The following is a 17,246-nucleotide window of genomic DNA, read 5'->3' as shown; positions in this document are numbered from 1 at the left end:
TAACCCACACCAATCGGGCTTTTATGAGCAGTGGATCTCCCACCTAACTTCTTTGCTCCAGCCGAATCTTGAAGTGGGAATTTTACTGCAGGTGAATAGCGGGATAAATTACTCTGATCTCACTAATTTCACAGATTTAGTCCCTCCCATAAACTCATGATGTACAGTTAATGTGTTCTCCTCAAGTTTCAAATCAACCTTCTGTTTTCTTTCTCCCATTAAAAATACAAGCTCTATGGAAATAATCCCTTGGTGCACACTTAATATTCGAAAGTCTCCTATAGTAGTCCCTTTCCCAAAAATATTATGTTCCATAAATTCTCCGCCTGTTTTCTCACTATTAATAGATTCTATTTCCAACCCAACTGGCCTGTCTGTACTTTCTGATGACATCCAAGACCCCTTTAACTTTCCAATATCAGCCTCTTTTTTCTTTTCATTTTTTAACTCTTCCTCTTTTTTCTTGACTTCTGCTTGTTGAGTTAGTAAGCCATCGATTTGCTTATTCAGCTCTTGTGCCCGTTGATTTTCCGAAATAAATTGTTGATTTTGACCAGTATCGTTAAAAATTTTATTTACTATCCCTTTAGCCTCTTCATACTTTTTATCATTCTTTAACTTCTCTGCCTTTTCCAATTGACCTATATATTGACCTTTTAACTCTTTATGCTCTATAAGCAAATCTTTTTGTTCTTTCGCTTGATTTTGAAGGATTGCGGAACCATCTTTCATCTTTTCTACTTCTTGAAATAAACCTATTGCTTGTTCTATATTTCCACTCGATTTCTCTTTTATCGAACTTATCATCTTAGTAGTTTGGCCTTTTAATACCTTTGCTTCTTTATCATCCTTTTTCTCTTCTAATGCTAGCTCAAATGATGCTACTGCCGTGTCATATTCTTTACTCGCTAACGCCAATTTCCCTTGATCCATTGCTTTTTTATAGGCTTCATTGCTACATCCTACCATTAAAAATAAAATTATGATTCCTAAAATCAATCTTTTCATCATATCCCCCTAAATTAATATAATTCTATATACACTCAATAGTATCATAAAATTTATATATAAAATTTTAAATACCATCATTAAAACATAAAGGGAACTTGTCATTTCTTCTCGAACTTAATCTATGAACATAAGTAGAGGGGGATAACAATAATGTACCAAACTATTGAAGGCTTTTTACAATCATGGACATACGAAGCAGAGTCTACTGAGAAAATGCTTGATTCATTAACCGATGCATCTTTATCACAAGAAATTGCACCTGAACATTGGACCTTAGGAAGAGTTGCTTGGCATATCGTGACGGCAATTCCTGTTATACTATCTGGCACAGGGCTAAAGTTTGAAGGAGCAACGAAAGATTATCCTGTTCCAACTTCTGCAAAAACAATTGCAGATGAATACCGTAAAGTGAACGCGGCTTTTGTTGAAACACTTCAAAGTAAATGGACTGATAAAGACTTAGCTACTATTAACGACTTCTTTGGTCGCCCTATGCCGAATTCTATATTTTTAATGACGCTTATTAATCATCAAAATCATCACCGCGGGCAAATGACGGTTTTAATGCGACAAGCCGGCTTAACAGTTCCTGGCGTATATGGCCCCGCAAAAGAAGAATGGGCTGCGGCTGGAATGGAAGCACCTAAAATGTAACGACAAAAAGACAAGATGTTTACACATCTTGTCTTTTTCTGTAACTTGTTTCATGTGAAACTATTTTTTGTTAAATGGTTGTTTTATGGAAAAAACAAGTTAAAATAAATACATATTATGAGGAGGATCAACCAAATTGAATAAAAAAATAACTATGAGAACTCTTTTACTAACTTCTATTATTGGAGTTATCAGTGTATCTCTTTATTTCACATATTATGGTACCCCTTGGGGAAAACAAGCAGCAATTACGGAATCAAAAGAATATATTACAAAATACTTCGATTTAGATGCGGAAGTCAAAAATACTTCTTACGATGCTAAAATGAATAGCTATGCAATCTCCTTTGAAACAAGTGGAGACGGAGAGTTTACTATCGAATATAAAAGTCCTAATAACTTTAACATTTCTCCAGGAGTGCAAAAGTATTTAAGCACACACTCTAAATTTACAGAGTAGTACCGAAACATACATATACAAAAAAGAGTTGGTGTAACGCCAACTCTTTTTCTTATTCTTTTCATACAGTTATATCTTCCTTCTCTATATTTTTAATGCCGTAATATGCAATCACAACTCCAATTGCCGCCAATGCTAGTTGAAGGGGAAGTAAAGTTGCTGTAGGAAACTCTGGGTTGGTATTCATTGCAATTGAGACAACGATAAGAGATGAAACAATTGTAATTGGCACTGAACGTTTACGCATTCCGAAATATAATGGGATTAAACTCATCCCCGCAGTTGCAATGGCTAAAGGAACTAGTTTTATTCCTTCTTGCACCAATTGATCTACTGTGAATGAATGAGGAAGAATTGAAAAACAACTATCTATCCCAAAGAAAATTCCTACTACTAAAATGTTAGATACAATAACTGTTATAAATGTTACTATCGCTGTAATAGCCAACTTACTAGCCATCATTTTCTTTCGGTTAATGGGATAAGAAAACATGAGTAGTATTGTTTTATTTTTATATTCGCCAATTATTAACCTTGCTATTAATACACTACCAAAAATAATAAATGTTGCTCTTACTACTGTACTAGCCATTAACAAAATCATCTGCGGATCTCTTATTTCTGGATCTCCTTCTATTTGTGCAATGAAACTAACAAAGATTAATAATGCCAGTATAATAATATTTGCAATAACTGTTCCCCTCACATACCATCCAAACTTAAATTTCTTCAATTCTAACTTCATAAGACGTAGCATGATATTCCTCCTTCCTCCTTGGACTTAATCAATATAAATGACTCCTGTTTCACTTAAAATCTTCGCTTCATTTTTTGCATCACCAATCGTTCCTACTTTTATTTTGTCTGTATTTTTATCTTTCTTAAGTCCTTTTAAATCCACTATTACGTCAGCCGAATTACTTTTAGCCATAAGCTTCAATGATGCAGGGACACCTTTATACCGTACGCCAATATCACCTGATTTTGTTTCTATAAATAATGATTTTCCTTCTGTCATATCTTTCAGTAATACTTCCCCAGATGTTGAAGTGATGTTCATATTTGAGTTACTTACATTTGTTATATAGTTATCACCAGTCGTAGACTTTATATTTAATTCTTGTACTGAACTACCTTTTAAAACTAACTCTCCACTTTGCGATATGAATTCACCTTTCTCGGCTGATAGTCCTACAATCATTTCATCTCCAGACTTGCCTTTTGTCATGATATTTTTTACTACTATATCTCTTATTTTCACATCACCCGATTTATTATTTAATGCAATTTTATCTATTTCTTTCTTCGGAATAGCTATAGATATACTATTTTTCTTCCTAAACGTGAAACCATTAAAAAATCTGTTCATCTTTTGTTTTTGTTTAATCACAATTTTATTTTCATCATTTTCTATTTTGACAGGATCTATCTCTTTATCTACTTGTTCACCTTGAGCGGAAATTACTATTTTATTAGCGTCTGTACTTTTAAATTCAAGATTCCAGTTTTCATTATCTACTTCTATTTCTTTTATATTATTTATCTCAAAAGACTTTTCTTTCTTAAAACCTTTCCCCTGAAACACCTTAAAACCAAAAACCGAACTAGCAATTGTAATGAATAATATTGCAATTACTATTATCTTTTTCACCATTCATACCCCAGTTCATTGTTGTTTTAAGCTTGCTTCACACCACATCAATCTTATCGATTTTACGAAACGATAAATAACTAATGAAGATCCCTAATAAACAGAGCACGATTGGGATAGCTATAAAATCAAACATACTTACTTGATTGTTTCCAGGACCAACGTTACCACTAATCAGCATACCAATTATTACTGCCGAAGTAATCGTTGTCGGTGTCGATTTCTTTCTCATTCCAAAAAATAAAGGAATTAAACTTATACCAGATATCATAAATGCACTTATAAAAGTATCTGGAACGATAGCTATTATTTCACCCATCGTAGCTGGCGTTTCAATCAGTCCCATCATTGGACTCACAAAATATACGAGTAAACTAATAATAAAAGTAGCGATAATGGTGCTCACAAAACAAAAACAAAAAACAATTGTTAATTTCGCCCTCATTAGCATTTTCCTTTGCAGCGGGTACATAAACGATAATTGCATCGTTTTGTTCTTATACTCATCAATTACTAAACGTGATAAAATGACCGAACTAAAAATAATGAATGTTATCCTAATAAAAATATTTGCTGCAGCCATGTTCTGTGTGAAGTCAGAGAAGAGCATGTTTTCCTCGGCTTTCATTCCCAATGCCATAAGGCTTACTGCAGCGAAAATTGCTATAATACAAATTGCTACACTTTTAAAGTAACGAGATAATTTATGTTTCTTCCATTCGAGCTTCATTAATTTAAACATATAAATTACGCCTCCATTCTTTATATACCTGTCTCTACGCTGCTAACATTCTAATTCCAGCAGTAACGAAGCTTAACATTCCTATCACTAGTACAATGAACAACCATTTCCGCTCTGGTTTTCTATAATATAAAATTCCACTTATTAGCATTACGATAAATCCACTTATCAGGTTCAGCCATAGTCCATTAAGCATGAATACCTTCTCCATCCATTACATTTAAGAAATATTCTTCTAAGGAACTATGTTTCTTATTAATACTTTCAATTTCCACATCGTTCATAATAAGTGCTTTTGAAATGGCCTGCTGAGACGCTAACGCATCATACACACGAATCATGGTTCCACTCATTATTTTGTAGTTTTTTATACCAAGTTTATCTTCTAAAATATAAGCTGCACGTTTCACATCAGGAACAGTGATTTCAATGTACTCTGTTTGTTTTCCGTTAATACTCTTCATTGAAACTTCTTTTATTAGTTTTCCATTTTGAATCACACCAATTGTATCGGCCATTAGTTCCATTTCACCTAAAATATGACTAGAAACTAATAATGTAATGCCATATTCTTTGCAGAGCATTTTAAATAAGTCTCGTAACTCTTTAATACCAATTGGATCTAAACCGTTAATTGGTTCATCTAAAATGAGCAATTCTGGCTTTGTCACGATTGCTCTTGCAATACCGAGTCGTTGTTTCATTCCTAATGAAAAATCTTTTACTTTTTTATTATCTACCCCTTGTAGTTTCACTAAATGTAAAGCATGGTCAATTGCATTTTTATCGTAGTAGCCCATGTATTCACAATGTAGGTCTAAGTTTTCTTTCGCCGTTAATTTATCATAAAAGATTGGGTATTCAATAATTGTCCCCATTCTTTTTAATACTTCATAAGATGTATCTGTTAATTTCTCACCGAAGATTTCAATATCACCACTCGTCGGTTTTATTAAATTTGTAATCATTTTCATAATCGTTGTTTTACCAGCACCGTTTGGTCCTAAAAAACCGTAAATTTCTCCTTTTTTCACATGCATGTTAACACCGGAAATAACTTCTTTCCCTTTAAACACTTTCGTTAACTGGTTTGTTTTTAATATATATGTCATGTTACTTTCCCCTTTCGCAATACTCTATATTTCTATAATAGACAACGGAAATCTCTTTTTTCTTACCCGTTTCTTACAAATTCCTTACGCTGAAAAAAAGCTTGTAGAATCTACTGCTCTACAAGCTAAAACTGTATCTTTATTAATGCAATTGTAAAAATTGTTTTTTCATACGGTTTACTAGAAAGATGAATTTTTCCGTCCATCGCTTCCACAAGCCGTTTCGTAATCGTTAATCCTAGACCGCTTCCTTGGTACAATCTATTTCTTGAATCTTCAAGTGTGTACATACGCTCAAACACTTTATCAATATGAGATTCATCAATCCCTTTTCCTTTATCCCATACATCTATATACACGCCCGTGTCATCATCTCTTAACGTCATACCGAGTGCCTTTCCATCGTCTCCATATGTAATTGCATTTGATATTAAATTATTCAATACCCTACCTAATACTTCTACATTTCCAAGTGCATATATATTTCTTTCTGGTATATCAATATGAACCTGAAAACCTTTCGTCGTCACTAAATCATAAAATGATAAAATCTTCTCGCGGCAAACTTCATTCATATTTATTTTTGTCATTTCAATTGCTTTGTCACCAGATTCTAATTTCGCTAAATCAAAAAACTTATGAATTAATTCCATCACTTCTAGTGTTTTCGTATGCACTTTCTCAAGTAATATTTGTTGTTCTTCTTTATTTATCGTTTTATCCTTATTTAACATTTCTGTATATCCAAGAATAACTGTTAGTGGTGTTTTCAAGTCATGCGAAATATTTGAAAGCATTTTTCTCATCGAAATTTCTACTTTTGCATGATCTGCATTCGTTTTCTGTTTTGCATCTAATAATTGATTAATCGCCACTAATAATTTTTGCAATTCTAGATCATCTGTCATAACGAGTAACGTCTCACCTGTTTTTTCATTTACAATACTTTCTAACTTTTCATATGTGTATCGTAAATTTTTAATACTATTTTTTCTCATTTTATATTGCATATAAATAACACATAACAATATAAAAATAATACCTATTAACAAATTGATCATATTACATCACTTCCAGCTTATAGCCGATGCCCCATAGCGTTTTAATATATTCTGGATTAGATGGATCACTTTCGATTTTCTCACGCAATCTTCTCATATGAACATTAATAACGTTATCGTCACCGTAATACTCTTCATTCCAAACTAACGTATATATTTGCGCTTTCGTAAATACACGATTTTGGTTCTTTACGAATAGCTTTAAAATCTCAAATTCTTTTAAAGTAAGTTTGAGAGGCTTCCCGTTTTTTTCTACAGTAAAATTAATTGGATCAATTGTTAAATCACCAATTTGAATCATTTTTTCTATTGTTTCTGTAGCCGAGTATTTCGTAGACCTCCGAATACCTGCTTTTACACGTGCAGCCAATTCAATCATAGAAAACGGCTTACAAATGTAATCATCTGCTCCAAGTCCTAATCCAACAGCTTTATCAACATCTGTATCTTTTGCCGACATCATTAAAATCGGAACTGCACTTTTTTCTCGAATGATTCGTACAACCTCTAAGCCATCTAGCTTTGGCATCATAATGTCAAGGATAATCAAATCAAATGAACCTTTTAAATATGTGTTCACGCCTTCTTCTCCATCAGACGCAATCGTAACTTGAAAGCCTTCCTTTATTAAATACTTTTCCACCATCTCTTGAATTGAGATATCATCTTCAACTAATAAAATATGATGTGACATATGTCTATCCCCTTTTTACAAACGTTAACAATCCAATTGTATCGTAACTACTACAGACTGGAAACAATTATATGAATTTTCAAACCAACTTCCCTTCCTTCCTTAACAATGATATGATGAAATTCACTACGATTGTTCATAATTAACTTTATATAAAGGAGACTTATCATGTCAGAAAACAAAAAAGTAAGCTTAGCTGATTTAATGCGTGAACAACTTGCTAAGAAAAAGCAAGGAAATGGAAATGGTCAAAATGCAAAAAATCAAAGCCAAGAAACAAAAAAATTACAAAACCAACAAACAAAGAAAACAAACAACCAACGTAGACGTACAGGTGTATAAATGAACGGACAAAAACGTTCTAATATCGCCCCCGGTCTTGAAGTTGATATTGTATTAAAACAAGATCAACGAACAGGCAAATTAACACGTGGAATTGTAAAAGATATTTTAACAAACTCCCCTTCCCATCCGCATGGCATTAAAGTGCGATTGCAGGACGGGCAAGTCGGTAGAGTACAAAATATCGTTCAATAAGAAAAGGAGCTCAAGTAAACTCGAGCTCCTTTTCTTTATTAACCTTTAATTTTCTCGATGAAAACTACTTTTAAGTAGTCTCCTTCTTTAAATTGATCAATGGTACGGAAATCTTCTGGTAAAGAATGTTCTTCTAATATTTTATATTTGCCATTCATTTCTTTAAAGGCTGTATCGATAAAGCCTTTAAACTTTTTCATATCGAATGCGCTACAATTTGTAGAAGCAACGATAATACCGTTATTTTCTGTAATAGCAATTGTTTCTTTTAATAAATTTTTATAATCTTTTGCTGCACTAAATGTATATTTTTTTGAGCGTGCAAAGCTTGGAGGATCAAGTACGACCATATCAAATTTCATTTTTTTCTTCGCTGCATATTTGAAGTAAAGAAATACATCTTCTACAATAATATCTTGCGCTTCATAATCAACTTCATTTACACTAAACTGCTCAATCGTTTTACTTAAACTACGATTTGCAAGGTCAACACTCGTCGTTTTACTCGCTCCGCCAAGCGCTGCAAATACAGAGAAAGCACCTGTATAAGAGAACATATTTAACACTGTTCTTCCTTTTGCATATTTATCACGAATTTGTTTTCGAACGTTACGTTGATCTAAAAATACCCCAACCATTGCCCCATCATTTAAATAAACCGCAAAGTTTACACCGTTCTCTTTTACGATAAGTGGGAACTCGCCGCGCTCTCCTGCTACGAAATCATCCCCCTCAATATATTTCCCTTTCGTATCAAAACGCTTTTTCTCATAAATACCTTTAAAGTTTGCTACTTTTTGAAGAGCGGCTATAATCTCATCTCTGAAAGTATAAATCCCTTCACTATACCAACTTACTACATAATAGCCATCATAATAATCGATAATTAGTCCTCCAAGACCATCACCTTCACCATTCACCACACGGAATGCTGTCGTATCACTTGATTTGTAAAATTGCTTTCGTTTATGTAAGGCAGATTTGATTTTACTTTCAAAGAAAGATTGATTAATTTGTTCACTCTCTTTTCTCGTTAAAATCCAGCCGTACCCTTTATTTTGTTTTCCATAATAGCCTTTTCCGATAAATTGGTTCTTCTCATCTACTACTTTAATGATTGTTCCTTCTTCACGAACATCATTTAAATTTTGAATCGCATCTTTTAAAATAAGCGGATATCCACTTTTAATTTCTTTTATAAATTTCGGTTTTATTTTTACAGTTACTTCTGATCGCATATAATAACTTCCTTTCCATTTGCATGCTTTCTCTACAGGAAGCATTTGAAAAACGAGCCTGAAAAAACAGCCTCGTTTCACTATACCATATTATTGCTTTGCTAGTACAACTCGCTCATTCTCTCGCTTAACTGCCACATATTTACTACATTTTGAACTGGAAATCTTACTGTCCAATATAATATAAAAAACTTTTATATTTCATATTTAGCATTGACAATGATAATGATTTTCATTATCATTTAATGTATATGAGTTCTCGAAAATAAAGGCTATATTTATAGGAGGAATAAACATGATTATCGTTACAAATACAGCTAAAATTACAAAGGGAAATGGACATAAATTAATTGAGCGTTTTAATAAAGTAGGTAAAGTTGAAACGATGCCAGGCTTTTTAGGTCTAGAAGTTCTTTTAACGCAAAATACAGTTGATTATGATGAAGTAACAATTAGCACTCGCTGGAATGCAAAAGAAGATTTCCAAGGTTGGACAAAGAGCGCTGCATTTAAAGATGCTCACTCACATCAAGGCGGAATGCCAGAATATATTCTTGATAATAAAATTGCTTACTATGATGTAAAAGTTGTACGTATGCCAATGGCTGCAGCACAGTAAAAACAGTCCTTTTTTAAAGTATAGAATATGAGAAGCGTTATCTATCACTTCTCATATTCTATACTTTTTTCTTTAATTTCTTTTTATTAATTTTGCGTGTACAACTAGCCTTCCAGCCTCTGGATCAAGCGCATAGTCACAAGTAGAAAGTGTTACGATTTCATCATTAGCCGTCAATTCCGTATCCGTTTTGTACAGTGATTTTTCTTGAATTTCCTTTAAGAACGATGTATATGCTGCATCATTTTCAAAATCCGTTTCAATGTAATAAAAGTCCGTTGTTGTCGTGTATACTGAAAAAACTTCCACGTCGTATCCTTCAAATAATGTATCGTAATATAATTTACGATGAGACATAAAAAAGTCTTCATCCAACATCTTTTTTAAACTACCAAACATAGAACCGTCTTTCATACGATGGCCATATAAAATCGTATTTCGATTTTGAGATTTCACATCATTACGATGGTCCATAAAAATGCTTCCCGCTCTCATATCTTCACCTTTATAATTACGAAATAAATAGTAATCATTATCTTTTGCTTGAACGATTGGATAATTAATTTGTGTATCATCCATCGTAATCCATCCGACTATCTCTGGATTAATTTTCTGGAGATCCTGAAACTGTTTACGTACCTCTCCATCTTCTGATTTTTCTTCCATTGGACTTCTTTTATAAATATGTTGTGCCTCAGCCATTACTTTACGATTTTCATAATAATCCATGAAAATCCCGCCCAACTCATATATTGAATAGAAAAAGATTCCTAAAAACACAATTGTAAGTATGCGTTGAAAAAAAGAATTCTTTTTCCGTCCTTTCTTACTATTCAAATTATCACCTCAAAACGGATTATGCTCAGCCTTTAGATTCCCATAGGTACCATGTACAATCCGGTATCTTCATCCTGCTTTACAATGACATCTACACCATATATTGCTTTAACCATTTCTTCTGTTATTACATCATTAGGATTACCTTTCGTAATGATTTCTCCATCTTTCATAACGATAATATGGTCGCTATAACGAATGGCTTGATTAATATCATGTAATACCATTACAATCGTTAGTCCATGCACTTCATTTAACTCTTTCACTAACTCTAATATTTCTAGCTGATAGTAAATATCTAAATATGTGGTCGGCTCATCTAAGAAGAGCATTGGTGTATTTTGAGCTAATGTCATTGCGATCCAAACTCGCTGCCTCTCTCCACCAGATAAAGCATAAATTGGCTTATCACGCTTACTTTGTAAATTCGTACATACTAGCGCACGCTCAATCGCTTCTCTATCTTCATCTGTTTGCGGAGAGAATATATTTTTATATGGCATACGCCCGAAGCTTATTAGCTTTTCCACTGTAATATCTGCTGGAGCCTCATTTTGTTGATGGACAACCGCTAGTTTTCTAGCAAACTCTTTCGGTTTATATTCACTAATCGCTTTCCCATCAAGTATTACTTCTCCACTGCTAGGAGCGTGGTTTCTAGACATGACACTAAGTAATGTTGATTTCCCACATCCATTCGGTCCAATGATTGTTGTAATTTTCCCAATTTCTATTTCACTACTAACAGACTTTAATCGATTTGTTACGTTATCGTATGAAAAGGTTACATTTTTAATTTCCATGAACTTTATCACTCTTTCTAAGCAAGAATATTAAGAATGGACCACCAATAACCGCCATAATTGTTGCTGCTGGAATTTCGTTAGGTGGCACAATTAACCTTCCAATCGTATCTGCCGTCAAAATTAATAACGCCCCTGCAAGAGCAGAAAATGGAATTAATACTTTATGGTCTGAACCGACTAATTGTCTTGAAATATGCGGAACTAGTAATCCTACAAAAGCAATAACACCTGCAAGCGCTGTTGATACTGCCGCTAAGAGTACTGCAATGGCAGAAATAATAAGACGAACTCTCGTCACGTGCAAGCCTAAGTTTTTCGCAGTCTTATCTTGTAGCGATAATAAGTTACACCATGCTCCTACGAACAGAGCAAGAATAAGACCAATCGTTCCATAAGTCACCATTATTTCTACATCGCCCCACGTCTTCATTGTTATGTTAGAAGTCGTCGTTTGCTTAATACTCTTAATAAAATATCCACAAATCGTAACGAATGATTCATTTAATCCAGTAAACATTGCATTAATGGCAATACCAATTAAAATAATGCGAAGCGGGCTTAATCCTGATTTCCATGAAAACGAATAAACGAGATAACATGCAAGCGCACCACCTAAAAAGGCGAATACGGGTGTCCAGAAAAAGAATTGCGGGAACAACGTAATAATAACGAGTGTCATAAAACTTGCTCCTGAAGATATACCGATTACCCCAGCATCAGCGAGTGGATTTTTCATAACAGCTTGAAAAAGCACACCTGAAACAGCGAGAGCCGCTCCAGTGAACAACGCAATAATAATACGCGGAAAACGTAAATCTTTAATGACTTCAACATCTTCATTTCCACCTGTAAATATCCCTTGTACAAGTTCAACAATACCTACTTCTAAACTACCTTTCATCGCTGACAATGATGTCATAACAATAAGCAATGCAGTAACAATGAGGAAACTCCAAGTTTTTTTATTCATTCTACTCTTCCTTTATATTAAAATGCATCACGGATACATCATTTTTTTCAATTCATCTAATGCTTCAATTGCTGCTAAATTACCTGTCGTTCCAAATAAACGCTCTTCTAAATCGTAAACACGGTTATTTTTAACCGCAGCAAAGTGTTTCCAAATATCATTTGTTTTAAATTCTTTATCAAACATTTTTACAACTTCATCAGGCATACCATGAGCTGCTCGTAAGATAATATCTGGATCAGCTTTCTTTAAATACTCTGTATTAGAAGCTAAATATTCTACTTGTTCACCTTGCACAATATTTTTACCACCTAGTTGTTTCACTAAATCTCCAATATAAGAATGCTCTGTTGCTACTAAATAACTTCCTGGCACACCTAATAAAATAAGCACTGTCGGTTCTTTCTTTCCTTTTACTTCTTTTTGAATGCTAGCAACCTTTTTATCTAATTTAGTTACTACTGCTTCGGCCTGTTTTTCACTCCCATATTTCTTACCTAAATCACTAATAGAACTTTGCATATTTTTCAAACTCGTTAAATCTAAAAAGTTTGCTTTCATACCCACACCATCAAAAACTGGCTTTAATTCATATTCAAGTGTTGTCACAGATAACACTTCTGAAGGCTTTAATGACTTTACCTTTTCCATATCTGGACTCATTGGATTCCCAACTTCAGGTAAACCTTTATATCGCTTCGGTAAAGTTTTAGAACTTGTTGGAACGCCGACTAAATCTACTTCTAACGCATCCATAATTTCAGTAACAGCCACTGTTGTTGCAACGACGCGCTCTTTACTTTCACTCTTTACCTGCTTTGCTGATTCTTTTTTTGGTGATGAGCACCCGGCTATACCCATTAACAAAATGATAGCCATTAGTACACTTGCAATTTTCTTCACTCTCAATCACCACTCCTTTCCATACAATATGAAACAAGTCTTGATGCACGCGAACATGCATCAAGACTCCAAAAATTACAATCTACCTGCTCTATATTTACGAACTAGTAAAGCAAGTGAACCTAGCAGTAACACCATGTATAAACCAAGTTGTGCTGTATCTGCAGTTTTTGAGTTTTTCTCTTTTTTCGAATCATTTTTTGTATCTTCTTTTTTCTTGTGACCATCTGCATTTCGATTAAAATCAGGAGTACCTACTGTTTTTACATTATCTACTTTCGGTGTAGTCACTGGATTTTTCGGTTCATTTTTCGGTTCCTCTTTAATAGTTCCTAACGCGCCAATATTATTTGTATCAAATTGAATTTGTACATCGTAGAAATGATGGTAGTTCATCTCATCGATGTCTACCTTTACTTTTGCGTTTAATTTTTTAAATAGATCTTCTACTTCAAACTGTACTACTCGCGTATTTGCATTTTTATCTTCGCTTACTACTTTCGCATCAGCGAATAGTTCATTGTTTTCCGCTTGGAATTTCGTAATCCACGCACTATTTTTCAGCGTCATCTCAATATATTTTTTACCATCTTTTACGATTAATTTCGCTGGATTTACAACATAGTCATGCATCTTTGAAATCTCATCTGTTTTATCTTTTAATACTTTAAATGTAATATCATATTGGCCATCTACTAAATTTTTCGAATCAACTATTACTCTCGGTTTATTATTTTCATCTTGGTTGTTGTTTCCACCTTGGTTGTCGTTTCCGCCTTGGTTGTTGTTTCCGCCTTGGTTGTCGTTTCCGCCTTGGTTGTCGTTTCCGCCTTGGTTGTTGTTTCCGCCTTGGCTATCTAACGGCTTAATGCTACCTTTATCAAATGCAAATTGAATATCGTAAAAATGGTGATAATTCATTGAATCGATATCTACTTTTACTTTTGCATTTAACTTTTTTGATAAATCTGGTACTTCTACTTCCACTACGCGTGTATCAGCTTTTTTATCTTCACTTATTACATGTGCATCAACAAACGAACCATTTTTCTCAAATTCAAATTTTGTAATCCAAGAACTGTTCGTTAACGTAAATGATACATACTTCTTACCATCTTTTACTTTTAGCACACCTGGACTTTTTGTATATGTGTTCATCATTGAAATTTCGTCTGTTTGATCTTTTAATGCTTTGAAATTGATGCTGTATTCACCATCTTTAATTGTTTCAGCATCTGGTTTTTTATTTTCATCTGGTTTTTCTACTTCTGGTTTTTCTACTTCCGGTTTTTCTGCTTCTGGTTTTTCTACTTCCGGTTTTTCTACTTCCGGTTTTTCTGCTTCTGGTTTTTCTGCTTCTGGTTGTTTCTCTTCATTTTTAATTTGTTCAAGTTTATCTTGTTCAAATAAAAGTTGTACATCATGCGTTTGCTTATAATTTCTTGATGCCATTTCGATAAATACTTTTGTATTTAGTTTTTTAGATAAATCGTTTACTTCAAACTCTACTACTCTTGTATCTTTTTCCGTATCCTCACTTACTACTTTTGCATCAACAAATGTGCCATCTTTTTCCGTTTGAAAATTTTTAATTAATGAGCTATTTTTTAATGTTACAATTGCTTTTTTCTTACCGTTTTCTACTTTTAATACTCCTGGATTTACCATGTAAGTATTCATCTTAGATTCTTCATCTGTTTGATTTTTTAACACTTTAAATGGAATGCTGTACGCACCATCTGTAATTGTGTTAGAATTTGGTTGTTGATCTGGGTCAGGCTTTTGGTCGGGCTTCTGACTTGGATCCGGTTTTTCATTTGGATCTGGCTTATTAGCTGGGTCCTCTTTTTCATTTGGTTGTTCCACATGAATTGGTGTAATACTATTTTGATCAAATGCAATACGAACGTCGTACTCATGATGATAATTTAAAAAATCAATATCTACTTTTACTTTTGCATTTAATACCTTCTCTACATCTTCTACATCAAATTCTACTACTCTTGTATCTTTTTCTTTATCTTCACTAATTATATTTGTCGCAACTAGCTTACCTGCTTTTTCTGTTTCAAACTTCGTAATCCATGAACTATTCGTTAATGTAAAGGATACTTTCTTTTTCCCATCCTTCACTTTTAAAGTCCCTGGGCTTACTGAATATTGATTCATCATCGATTCTTCATCTGATGTATCTTTTAAAACTTTGAACCCAATTGAATATTCACCGTCAGCCAACTTGGTAGCTGCTTGAACTGCAAGTGGTTGTAATGTTGATACGAATGTAAATATCATTAAAAACATAGCAACAATAATTTTTGTATACCTGTTCAATGGAACGACTCTCCCTTTTGAAAATTATTTAATACTGCTCCCATCAAATACAAAGCGAATATCATATGAAGCATTATAATTAATAATTGGAATATTAATTTTCACCTTTCCATTTAGTTTTTTTGACAAGTCAGCAACTTCAAATTCTACTACTCTAGTATTATCTTTTTTGTTTTCACTTAACACGTTTGTTTCTACAAATTGACCATCTTTTTCTACTTGGAAACTTTTAATAGAAGCACTATCTTTCACTTTAAATGAAACATATTGTTTTCCATTTTTAACTGTTAATGTTGCTGGGCTTTCAAAATAACTATTCATTTTAGACGATTCATCTTTATCGCCTTTCCATACAGTAAAAGCAATATTATATTTTCCATCAGCTAGTTTTGTAGCAGCCTTTGCATCTTGTAAACCTAGTGTTGCGATAAACGTAAATAAAACAGCAAATACAGCAATAATCATTTTAAATTGTTTAAACATATATTCATCCCCCTTCAAAAGATTTATTTACTCAACTTCACTTTACGAATTAAGAAAGCACCTGAAATAAGAATTAACGCTACAAACAATCCAATACGTGCTTCATCGCCTGTTTTTGGGTTATCTGTTTTTTCAGCTTTTCCATTTTCATTTTTTGTTTCTTTGTTCACTTCTTTAGCTGTTTCCTTACTCTCTACTTTTGTTTTCTCTTCTTTTACTTGTGTATCTGTTTTCGCTTGATCATTATTTTTTGTTGTAGCAGCTACGCCGTTATCGCCACCTACAGCTTTTACATTTGCATCAAAAGCAAAACGAATTGTGTAGTGGTGGTCATAGTTTGCATTTGGTACAACAACATGAATTTTTACAGCTGCCGGTTTGGATAAATCATCTACTTTAAACTCTACTGTTCTTTTATCTGCCGATTCATCTTTACTAACAACTTTCGCATCAACAAAATTCCCATTCTCTGGTGCTTTAAATTCTGTAATCCAAGCACTATGATTCATCGGAACTTGTACTCTCATCTCACCGTTTTTCACTATTAATTTTGCCGGCTTTTCAAAATAGTCATTTGCCATTGAAGCTGAATCATTTTCCGCTTTTTGAATTACGTAATTAATATCGTAAGTACCATCAGCTAGTTTTGCTGAAGCATTCCCGTATGGCATTACAAGAAAAGCTAGCATACATACGAACGTTATAATAAAAGCGGGTAATACAGAAACCTTTTTCATTTTTCTTGTTTCCTCCTTGGTTATCTTTCATTTCACTTTTTGAAAATGATAATTATTCTCAATTTATAAGAAAAAAAATAATCTCTTCTACCTATTATTTAATTAGCATTCTTTTATGTAACATAAGTATTATTGATTATCATTCTCATTTAATATTAAAAATAATATCTCACCCTATTCCTTATACGAAGGCATAGAAACTGAGAAAAAATGATAAAACGCATTTATTGATTATCATTCTCAATGCAAATCAAAAAAAAATAAACTATCTCTTCTCCTCTTCTTTCACCTCTTCCCACAACAACACTATAGTTATAGAAACCCCTTTTCCCTCACTTCCCTTCCAATATTTCCACAACTAAGTCAATCTTAGCCTACTCATAAATTTTTTGTCAACTAT

21 protein-coding genes are annotated in these 17,246 nt (G+C 33.3%); 5 read left to right on the top strand and 16 right to left on the bottom strand.

Annotated elements, in window-relative coordinates; genetic code table 11:
• Positions 1-108: 108 nt before the first annotated feature.
• The gene (locus tag ACK1U5_RS16975; RefSeq protein WP_044584887.1) at positions 109-1,008 is read right to left on the bottom strand and encodes a tetratricopeptide repeat protein; all 900 of its coding nucleotides are present in this window, start codon (positions 1,006-1,008) and stop codon (positions 109-111) included.
• A gap of 153 nt (positions 1,009-1,161) precedes the next feature.
• Here ACK1U5_RS16975 and ACK1U5_RS16970 point away from each other — a divergent pair, with 153 nt between their 5' ends.
• On the top strand, positions 1,162-1,665 hold the full coding sequence (locus ACK1U5_RS16970) for a DinB family protein (protein WP_069605139.1): 504 nt from the start codon (positions 1,162-1,164) through the stop codon (positions 1,663-1,665).
• Between the two features lie 154 nt (positions 1,666-1,819).
• A complete protein-coding gene (locus ACK1U5_RS16965; protein ID WP_069605148.1) occupies positions 1,820-2,125 on the top strand; it encodes a YfjL-like protein in 306 nt (101 codons plus the stop codon).
• A gap of 61 nt (positions 2,126-2,186) precedes the next feature.
• On the opposite strand, the gene ACK1U5_RS16960 is transcribed toward ACK1U5_RS16965, so the two are convergent.
• The 7 genes from ACK1U5_RS16960 to ACK1U5_RS16930 form a co-directional block, all read right to left on the bottom strand.
• Entirely contained in the window at positions 2,187-2,882 is a 696-nt protein-coding gene (locus tag ACK1U5_RS16960; protein WP_069605140.1) for an ABC transporter permease, read from the bottom strand.
• A gap of 24 nt (positions 2,883-2,906) precedes the next feature.
• On the bottom strand, positions 2,907-3,779 hold the full coding sequence (locus ACK1U5_RS16955; protein WP_069605141.1) for a DUF4097 family beta strand repeat-containing protein: 873 nt from the start codon (positions 3,777-3,779) through the stop codon (positions 2,907-2,909).
• Between the two features lie 34 nt (positions 3,780-3,813).
• The gene (locus ACK1U5_RS16950; RefSeq protein WP_069605142.1) at positions 3,814-4,518 is read right to left on the bottom strand and encodes an ABC transporter permease; all 705 of its coding nucleotides are present in this window, start codon (positions 4,516-4,518) and stop codon (positions 3,814-3,816) included.
• 34 nt (positions 4,519-4,552) lie between these two features.
• The gene (locus ACK1U5_RS16945; protein ID WP_000931810.1) at positions 4,553-4,714 is read right to left on the bottom strand and encodes a hypothetical protein; all 162 of its coding nucleotides are present in this window, start codon (positions 4,712-4,714) and stop codon (positions 4,553-4,555) included.
• Entirely contained in the window at positions 4,707-5,630 is a 924-nt protein-coding gene (locus ACK1U5_RS16940) for an ABC transporter ATP-binding protein (RefSeq protein ID WP_069605143.1), read from the bottom strand. The genes ACK1U5_RS16945 and ACK1U5_RS16940 overlap by 8 nt, the downstream gene beginning before the upstream one ends.
• Positions 5,631-5,755: 125 nt before the next feature.
• Positions 5,756-6,691 carry a HAMP domain-containing histidine kinase gene (locus ACK1U5_RS16935; protein WP_113710605.1) on the bottom strand — a complete coding sequence of 312 codons (936 nt, stop codon included), beginning with the start codon at positions 6,689-6,691 and terminating at the stop codon, positions 5,756-5,758.
• 1 nt (position 6,692) lies between these two features.
• A complete protein-coding gene (locus tag ACK1U5_RS16930; protein ID WP_000018029.1) occupies positions 6,693-7,385 on the bottom strand; it encodes a response regulator transcription factor in 693 nt (230 codons plus the stop codon).
• Positions 7,386-7,553: 168 nt separating this feature from the next.
• Here ACK1U5_RS16930 and ACK1U5_RS16925 point away from each other — a divergent pair, with 168 nt between their 5' ends.
• Both ACK1U5_RS16925 and ACK1U5_RS16920 read left to right on the top strand, forming a co-directional pair.
• On the top strand, positions 7,554-7,727 hold the full coding sequence (locus ACK1U5_RS16925) for a hypothetical protein (protein WP_001293578.1): 174 nt from the start codon (positions 7,554-7,556) through the stop codon (positions 7,725-7,727).
• A complete protein-coding gene (locus ACK1U5_RS16920; protein ID WP_001014310.1) occupies positions 7,728-7,922 on the top strand; it encodes a YwbE family protein in 195 nt (64 codons plus the stop codon).
• A 38-nt stretch (positions 7,923-7,960) separates the two neighbouring features.
• Here ACK1U5_RS16920 and ACK1U5_RS16915 read toward each other — a convergent pair whose 3' ends face one another.
• A complete protein-coding gene (locus ACK1U5_RS16915; protein ID WP_001255971.1) occupies positions 7,961-9,160 on the bottom strand; it encodes a class I SAM-dependent rRNA methyltransferase in 1,200 nt (399 codons plus the stop codon).
• A gap of 295 nt (positions 9,161-9,455) precedes the next feature.
• On the opposite strand from ACK1U5_RS16915, the gene isdG reads away from it, so the two are divergent.
• A complete protein-coding gene (isdG, locus tag ACK1U5_RS16910; RefSeq protein WP_000587818.1) occupies positions 9,456-9,779 on the top strand; it encodes a heme oxygenase in 324 nt (107 codons plus the stop codon).
• Positions 9,780-9,851: 72 nt separating this feature from the next.
• On the opposite strand, the gene srtB is transcribed toward isdG, so the two are convergent.
• The 7 genes from srtB to isdC form a co-directional block, all read right to left on the bottom strand.
• On the bottom strand, positions 9,852-10,616 hold the full coding sequence (srtB, locus tag ACK1U5_RS16905; protein ID WP_048533848.1) for a class B sortase: 765 nt from the start codon (positions 10,614-10,616) through the stop codon (positions 9,852-9,854).
• Between the two features lie 32 nt (positions 10,617-10,648).
• On the bottom strand, positions 10,649-11,419 hold the full coding sequence (locus ACK1U5_RS16900) for an ABC transporter ATP-binding protein (protein WP_000403761.1): 771 nt from the start codon (positions 11,417-11,419) through the stop codon (positions 10,649-10,651).
• Positions 11,409-12,392, bottom strand: a complete 984-nt coding sequence (locus ACK1U5_RS16895) for a FecCD family ABC transporter permease (RefSeq protein WP_001036849.1) — start codon at positions 12,390-12,392, stop codon at positions 11,409-11,411. Before ACK1U5_RS16895 ends, ACK1U5_RS16900 begins: the two co-directional genes overlap by 11 nt.
• A gap of 27 nt (positions 12,393-12,419) precedes the next feature.
• Positions 12,420-13,301, bottom strand: a complete 882-nt coding sequence (gene isdE, locus ACK1U5_RS16890) for a heme ABC transporter substrate-binding protein IsdE (RefSeq protein ID WP_069605144.1) — start codon at positions 13,299-13,301, stop codon at positions 12,420-12,422.
• A 69-nt stretch (positions 13,302-13,370) separates the two neighbouring features.
• Entirely contained in the window at positions 13,371-15,626 is a 2,256-nt protein-coding gene (locus ACK1U5_RS16885; RefSeq protein WP_113710604.1) for an NEAT domain-containing protein, read from the bottom strand.
• A 24-nt stretch (positions 15,627-15,650) separates the two neighbouring features.
• A complete protein-coding gene (locus ACK1U5_RS16880; protein ID WP_113710603.1) occupies positions 15,651-16,109 on the bottom strand; it encodes an NEAT domain-containing protein in 459 nt (152 codons plus the stop codon).
• A 23-nt stretch (positions 16,110-16,132) separates the two neighbouring features.
• Positions 16,133-16,846, bottom strand: coding sequence for a heme uptake protein IsdC (isdC, locus tag ACK1U5_RS16875; protein WP_000757952.1), 714 nt, complete (start codon positions 16,844-16,846; stop codon positions 16,133-16,135).
• Positions 16,847-17,246 lie beyond the last annotated feature (400 nt).

This window comes from Bacillus sp. XB1, from assembly GCF_053557995.1.
The sequence above is the reverse complement of the archived record's forward strand: the minus strand, read 5'-3'. Positions and strand labels throughout refer to the sequence as shown.

Excerpts from the sequence above, each read along its gene's own strand:
- ACK1U5_RS16975 (WP_044584887.1), bottom strand. The coding sequence starts at position 1,008 with ATGAAAAGATTGATTTTAGGAATCATAATTTTATTTTTAATGGTAGGA.
- ACK1U5_RS16970 (WP_069605139.1), top strand. The coding sequence starts at position 1,162 with ATGTACCAAACTATTGAAGGCTTTTTACAATCATGGACATACGAAGCA.
- ACK1U5_RS16965 (WP_069605148.1), top strand. The coding sequence starts at position 1,820 with ATGAGAACTCTTTTACTAACTTCTATTATTGGAGTTATCAGTGTATCT.
- ACK1U5_RS16960 (WP_069605140.1), bottom strand. The coding sequence starts at position 2,882 with ATGCTACGTCTTATGAAGTTAGAATTGAAGAAATTTAAGTTTGGATGG.
- ACK1U5_RS16955 (WP_069605141.1), bottom strand. The coding sequence starts at position 3,779 with ATGGTGAAAAAGATAATAGTAATTGCAATATTATTCATTACAATTGCT.
- ACK1U5_RS16950 (WP_069605142.1), bottom strand. The coding sequence starts at position 4,518 with ATGTTTAAATTAATGAAGCTCGAATGGAAGAAACATAAATTATCTCGT.
- ACK1U5_RS16945 (WP_000931810.1), bottom strand. The coding sequence starts at position 4,714 with ATGCTTAATGGACTATGGCTGAACCTGATAAGTGGATTTATCGTAATG.
- ACK1U5_RS16940 (WP_069605143.1), bottom strand. The coding sequence starts at position 5,630 with ATGACATATATATTAAAAACAAACCAGTTAACGAAAGTGTTTAAAGGG.
- ACK1U5_RS16935 (WP_113710605.1), bottom strand. The coding sequence starts at position 6,691 with ATGATCAATTTGTTAATAGGTATTATTTTTATATTGTTATGTGTTATT.
- ACK1U5_RS16930 (WP_000018029.1), bottom strand. The coding sequence starts at position 7,385 with ATGTCACATCATATTTTATTAGTTGAAGATGATATCTCAATTCAAGAG.
- ACK1U5_RS16925 (WP_001293578.1), top strand. The coding sequence starts at position 7,554 with ATGTCAGAAAACAAAAAAGTAAGCTTAGCTGATTTAATGCGTGAACAA.
- ACK1U5_RS16920 (WP_001014310.1), top strand. The coding sequence starts at position 7,728 with ATGAACGGACAAAAACGTTCTAATATCGCCCCCGGTCTTGAAGTTGAT.
- ACK1U5_RS16915 (WP_001255971.1), bottom strand. The coding sequence starts at position 9,160 with ATGCGATCAGAAGTAACTGTAAAAATAAAACCGAAATTTATAAAAGAA.
- isdG (WP_000587818.1), top strand. The coding sequence starts at position 9,456 with ATGATTATCGTTACAAATACAGCTAAAATTACAAAGGGAAATGGACAT.
- ACK1U5_RS16900 (WP_000403761.1), bottom strand. The coding sequence starts at position 11,419 with ATGGAAATTAAAAATGTAACCTTTTCATACGATAACGTAACAAATCGA.
- ACK1U5_RS16895 (WP_001036849.1), bottom strand. The coding sequence starts at position 12,392 with ATGAATAAAAAAACTTGGAGTTTCCTCATTGTTACTGCATTGCTTATT.
- ACK1U5_RS16880 (WP_113710603.1), bottom strand. The coding sequence starts at position 16,109 with ATGTTTAAACAATTTAAAATGATTATTGCTGTATTTGCTGTTTTATTT.
- isdC (WP_000757952.1), bottom strand. The coding sequence starts at position 16,846 with ATGAAAAAGGTTTCTGTATTACCCGCTTTTATTATAACGTTCGTATGT.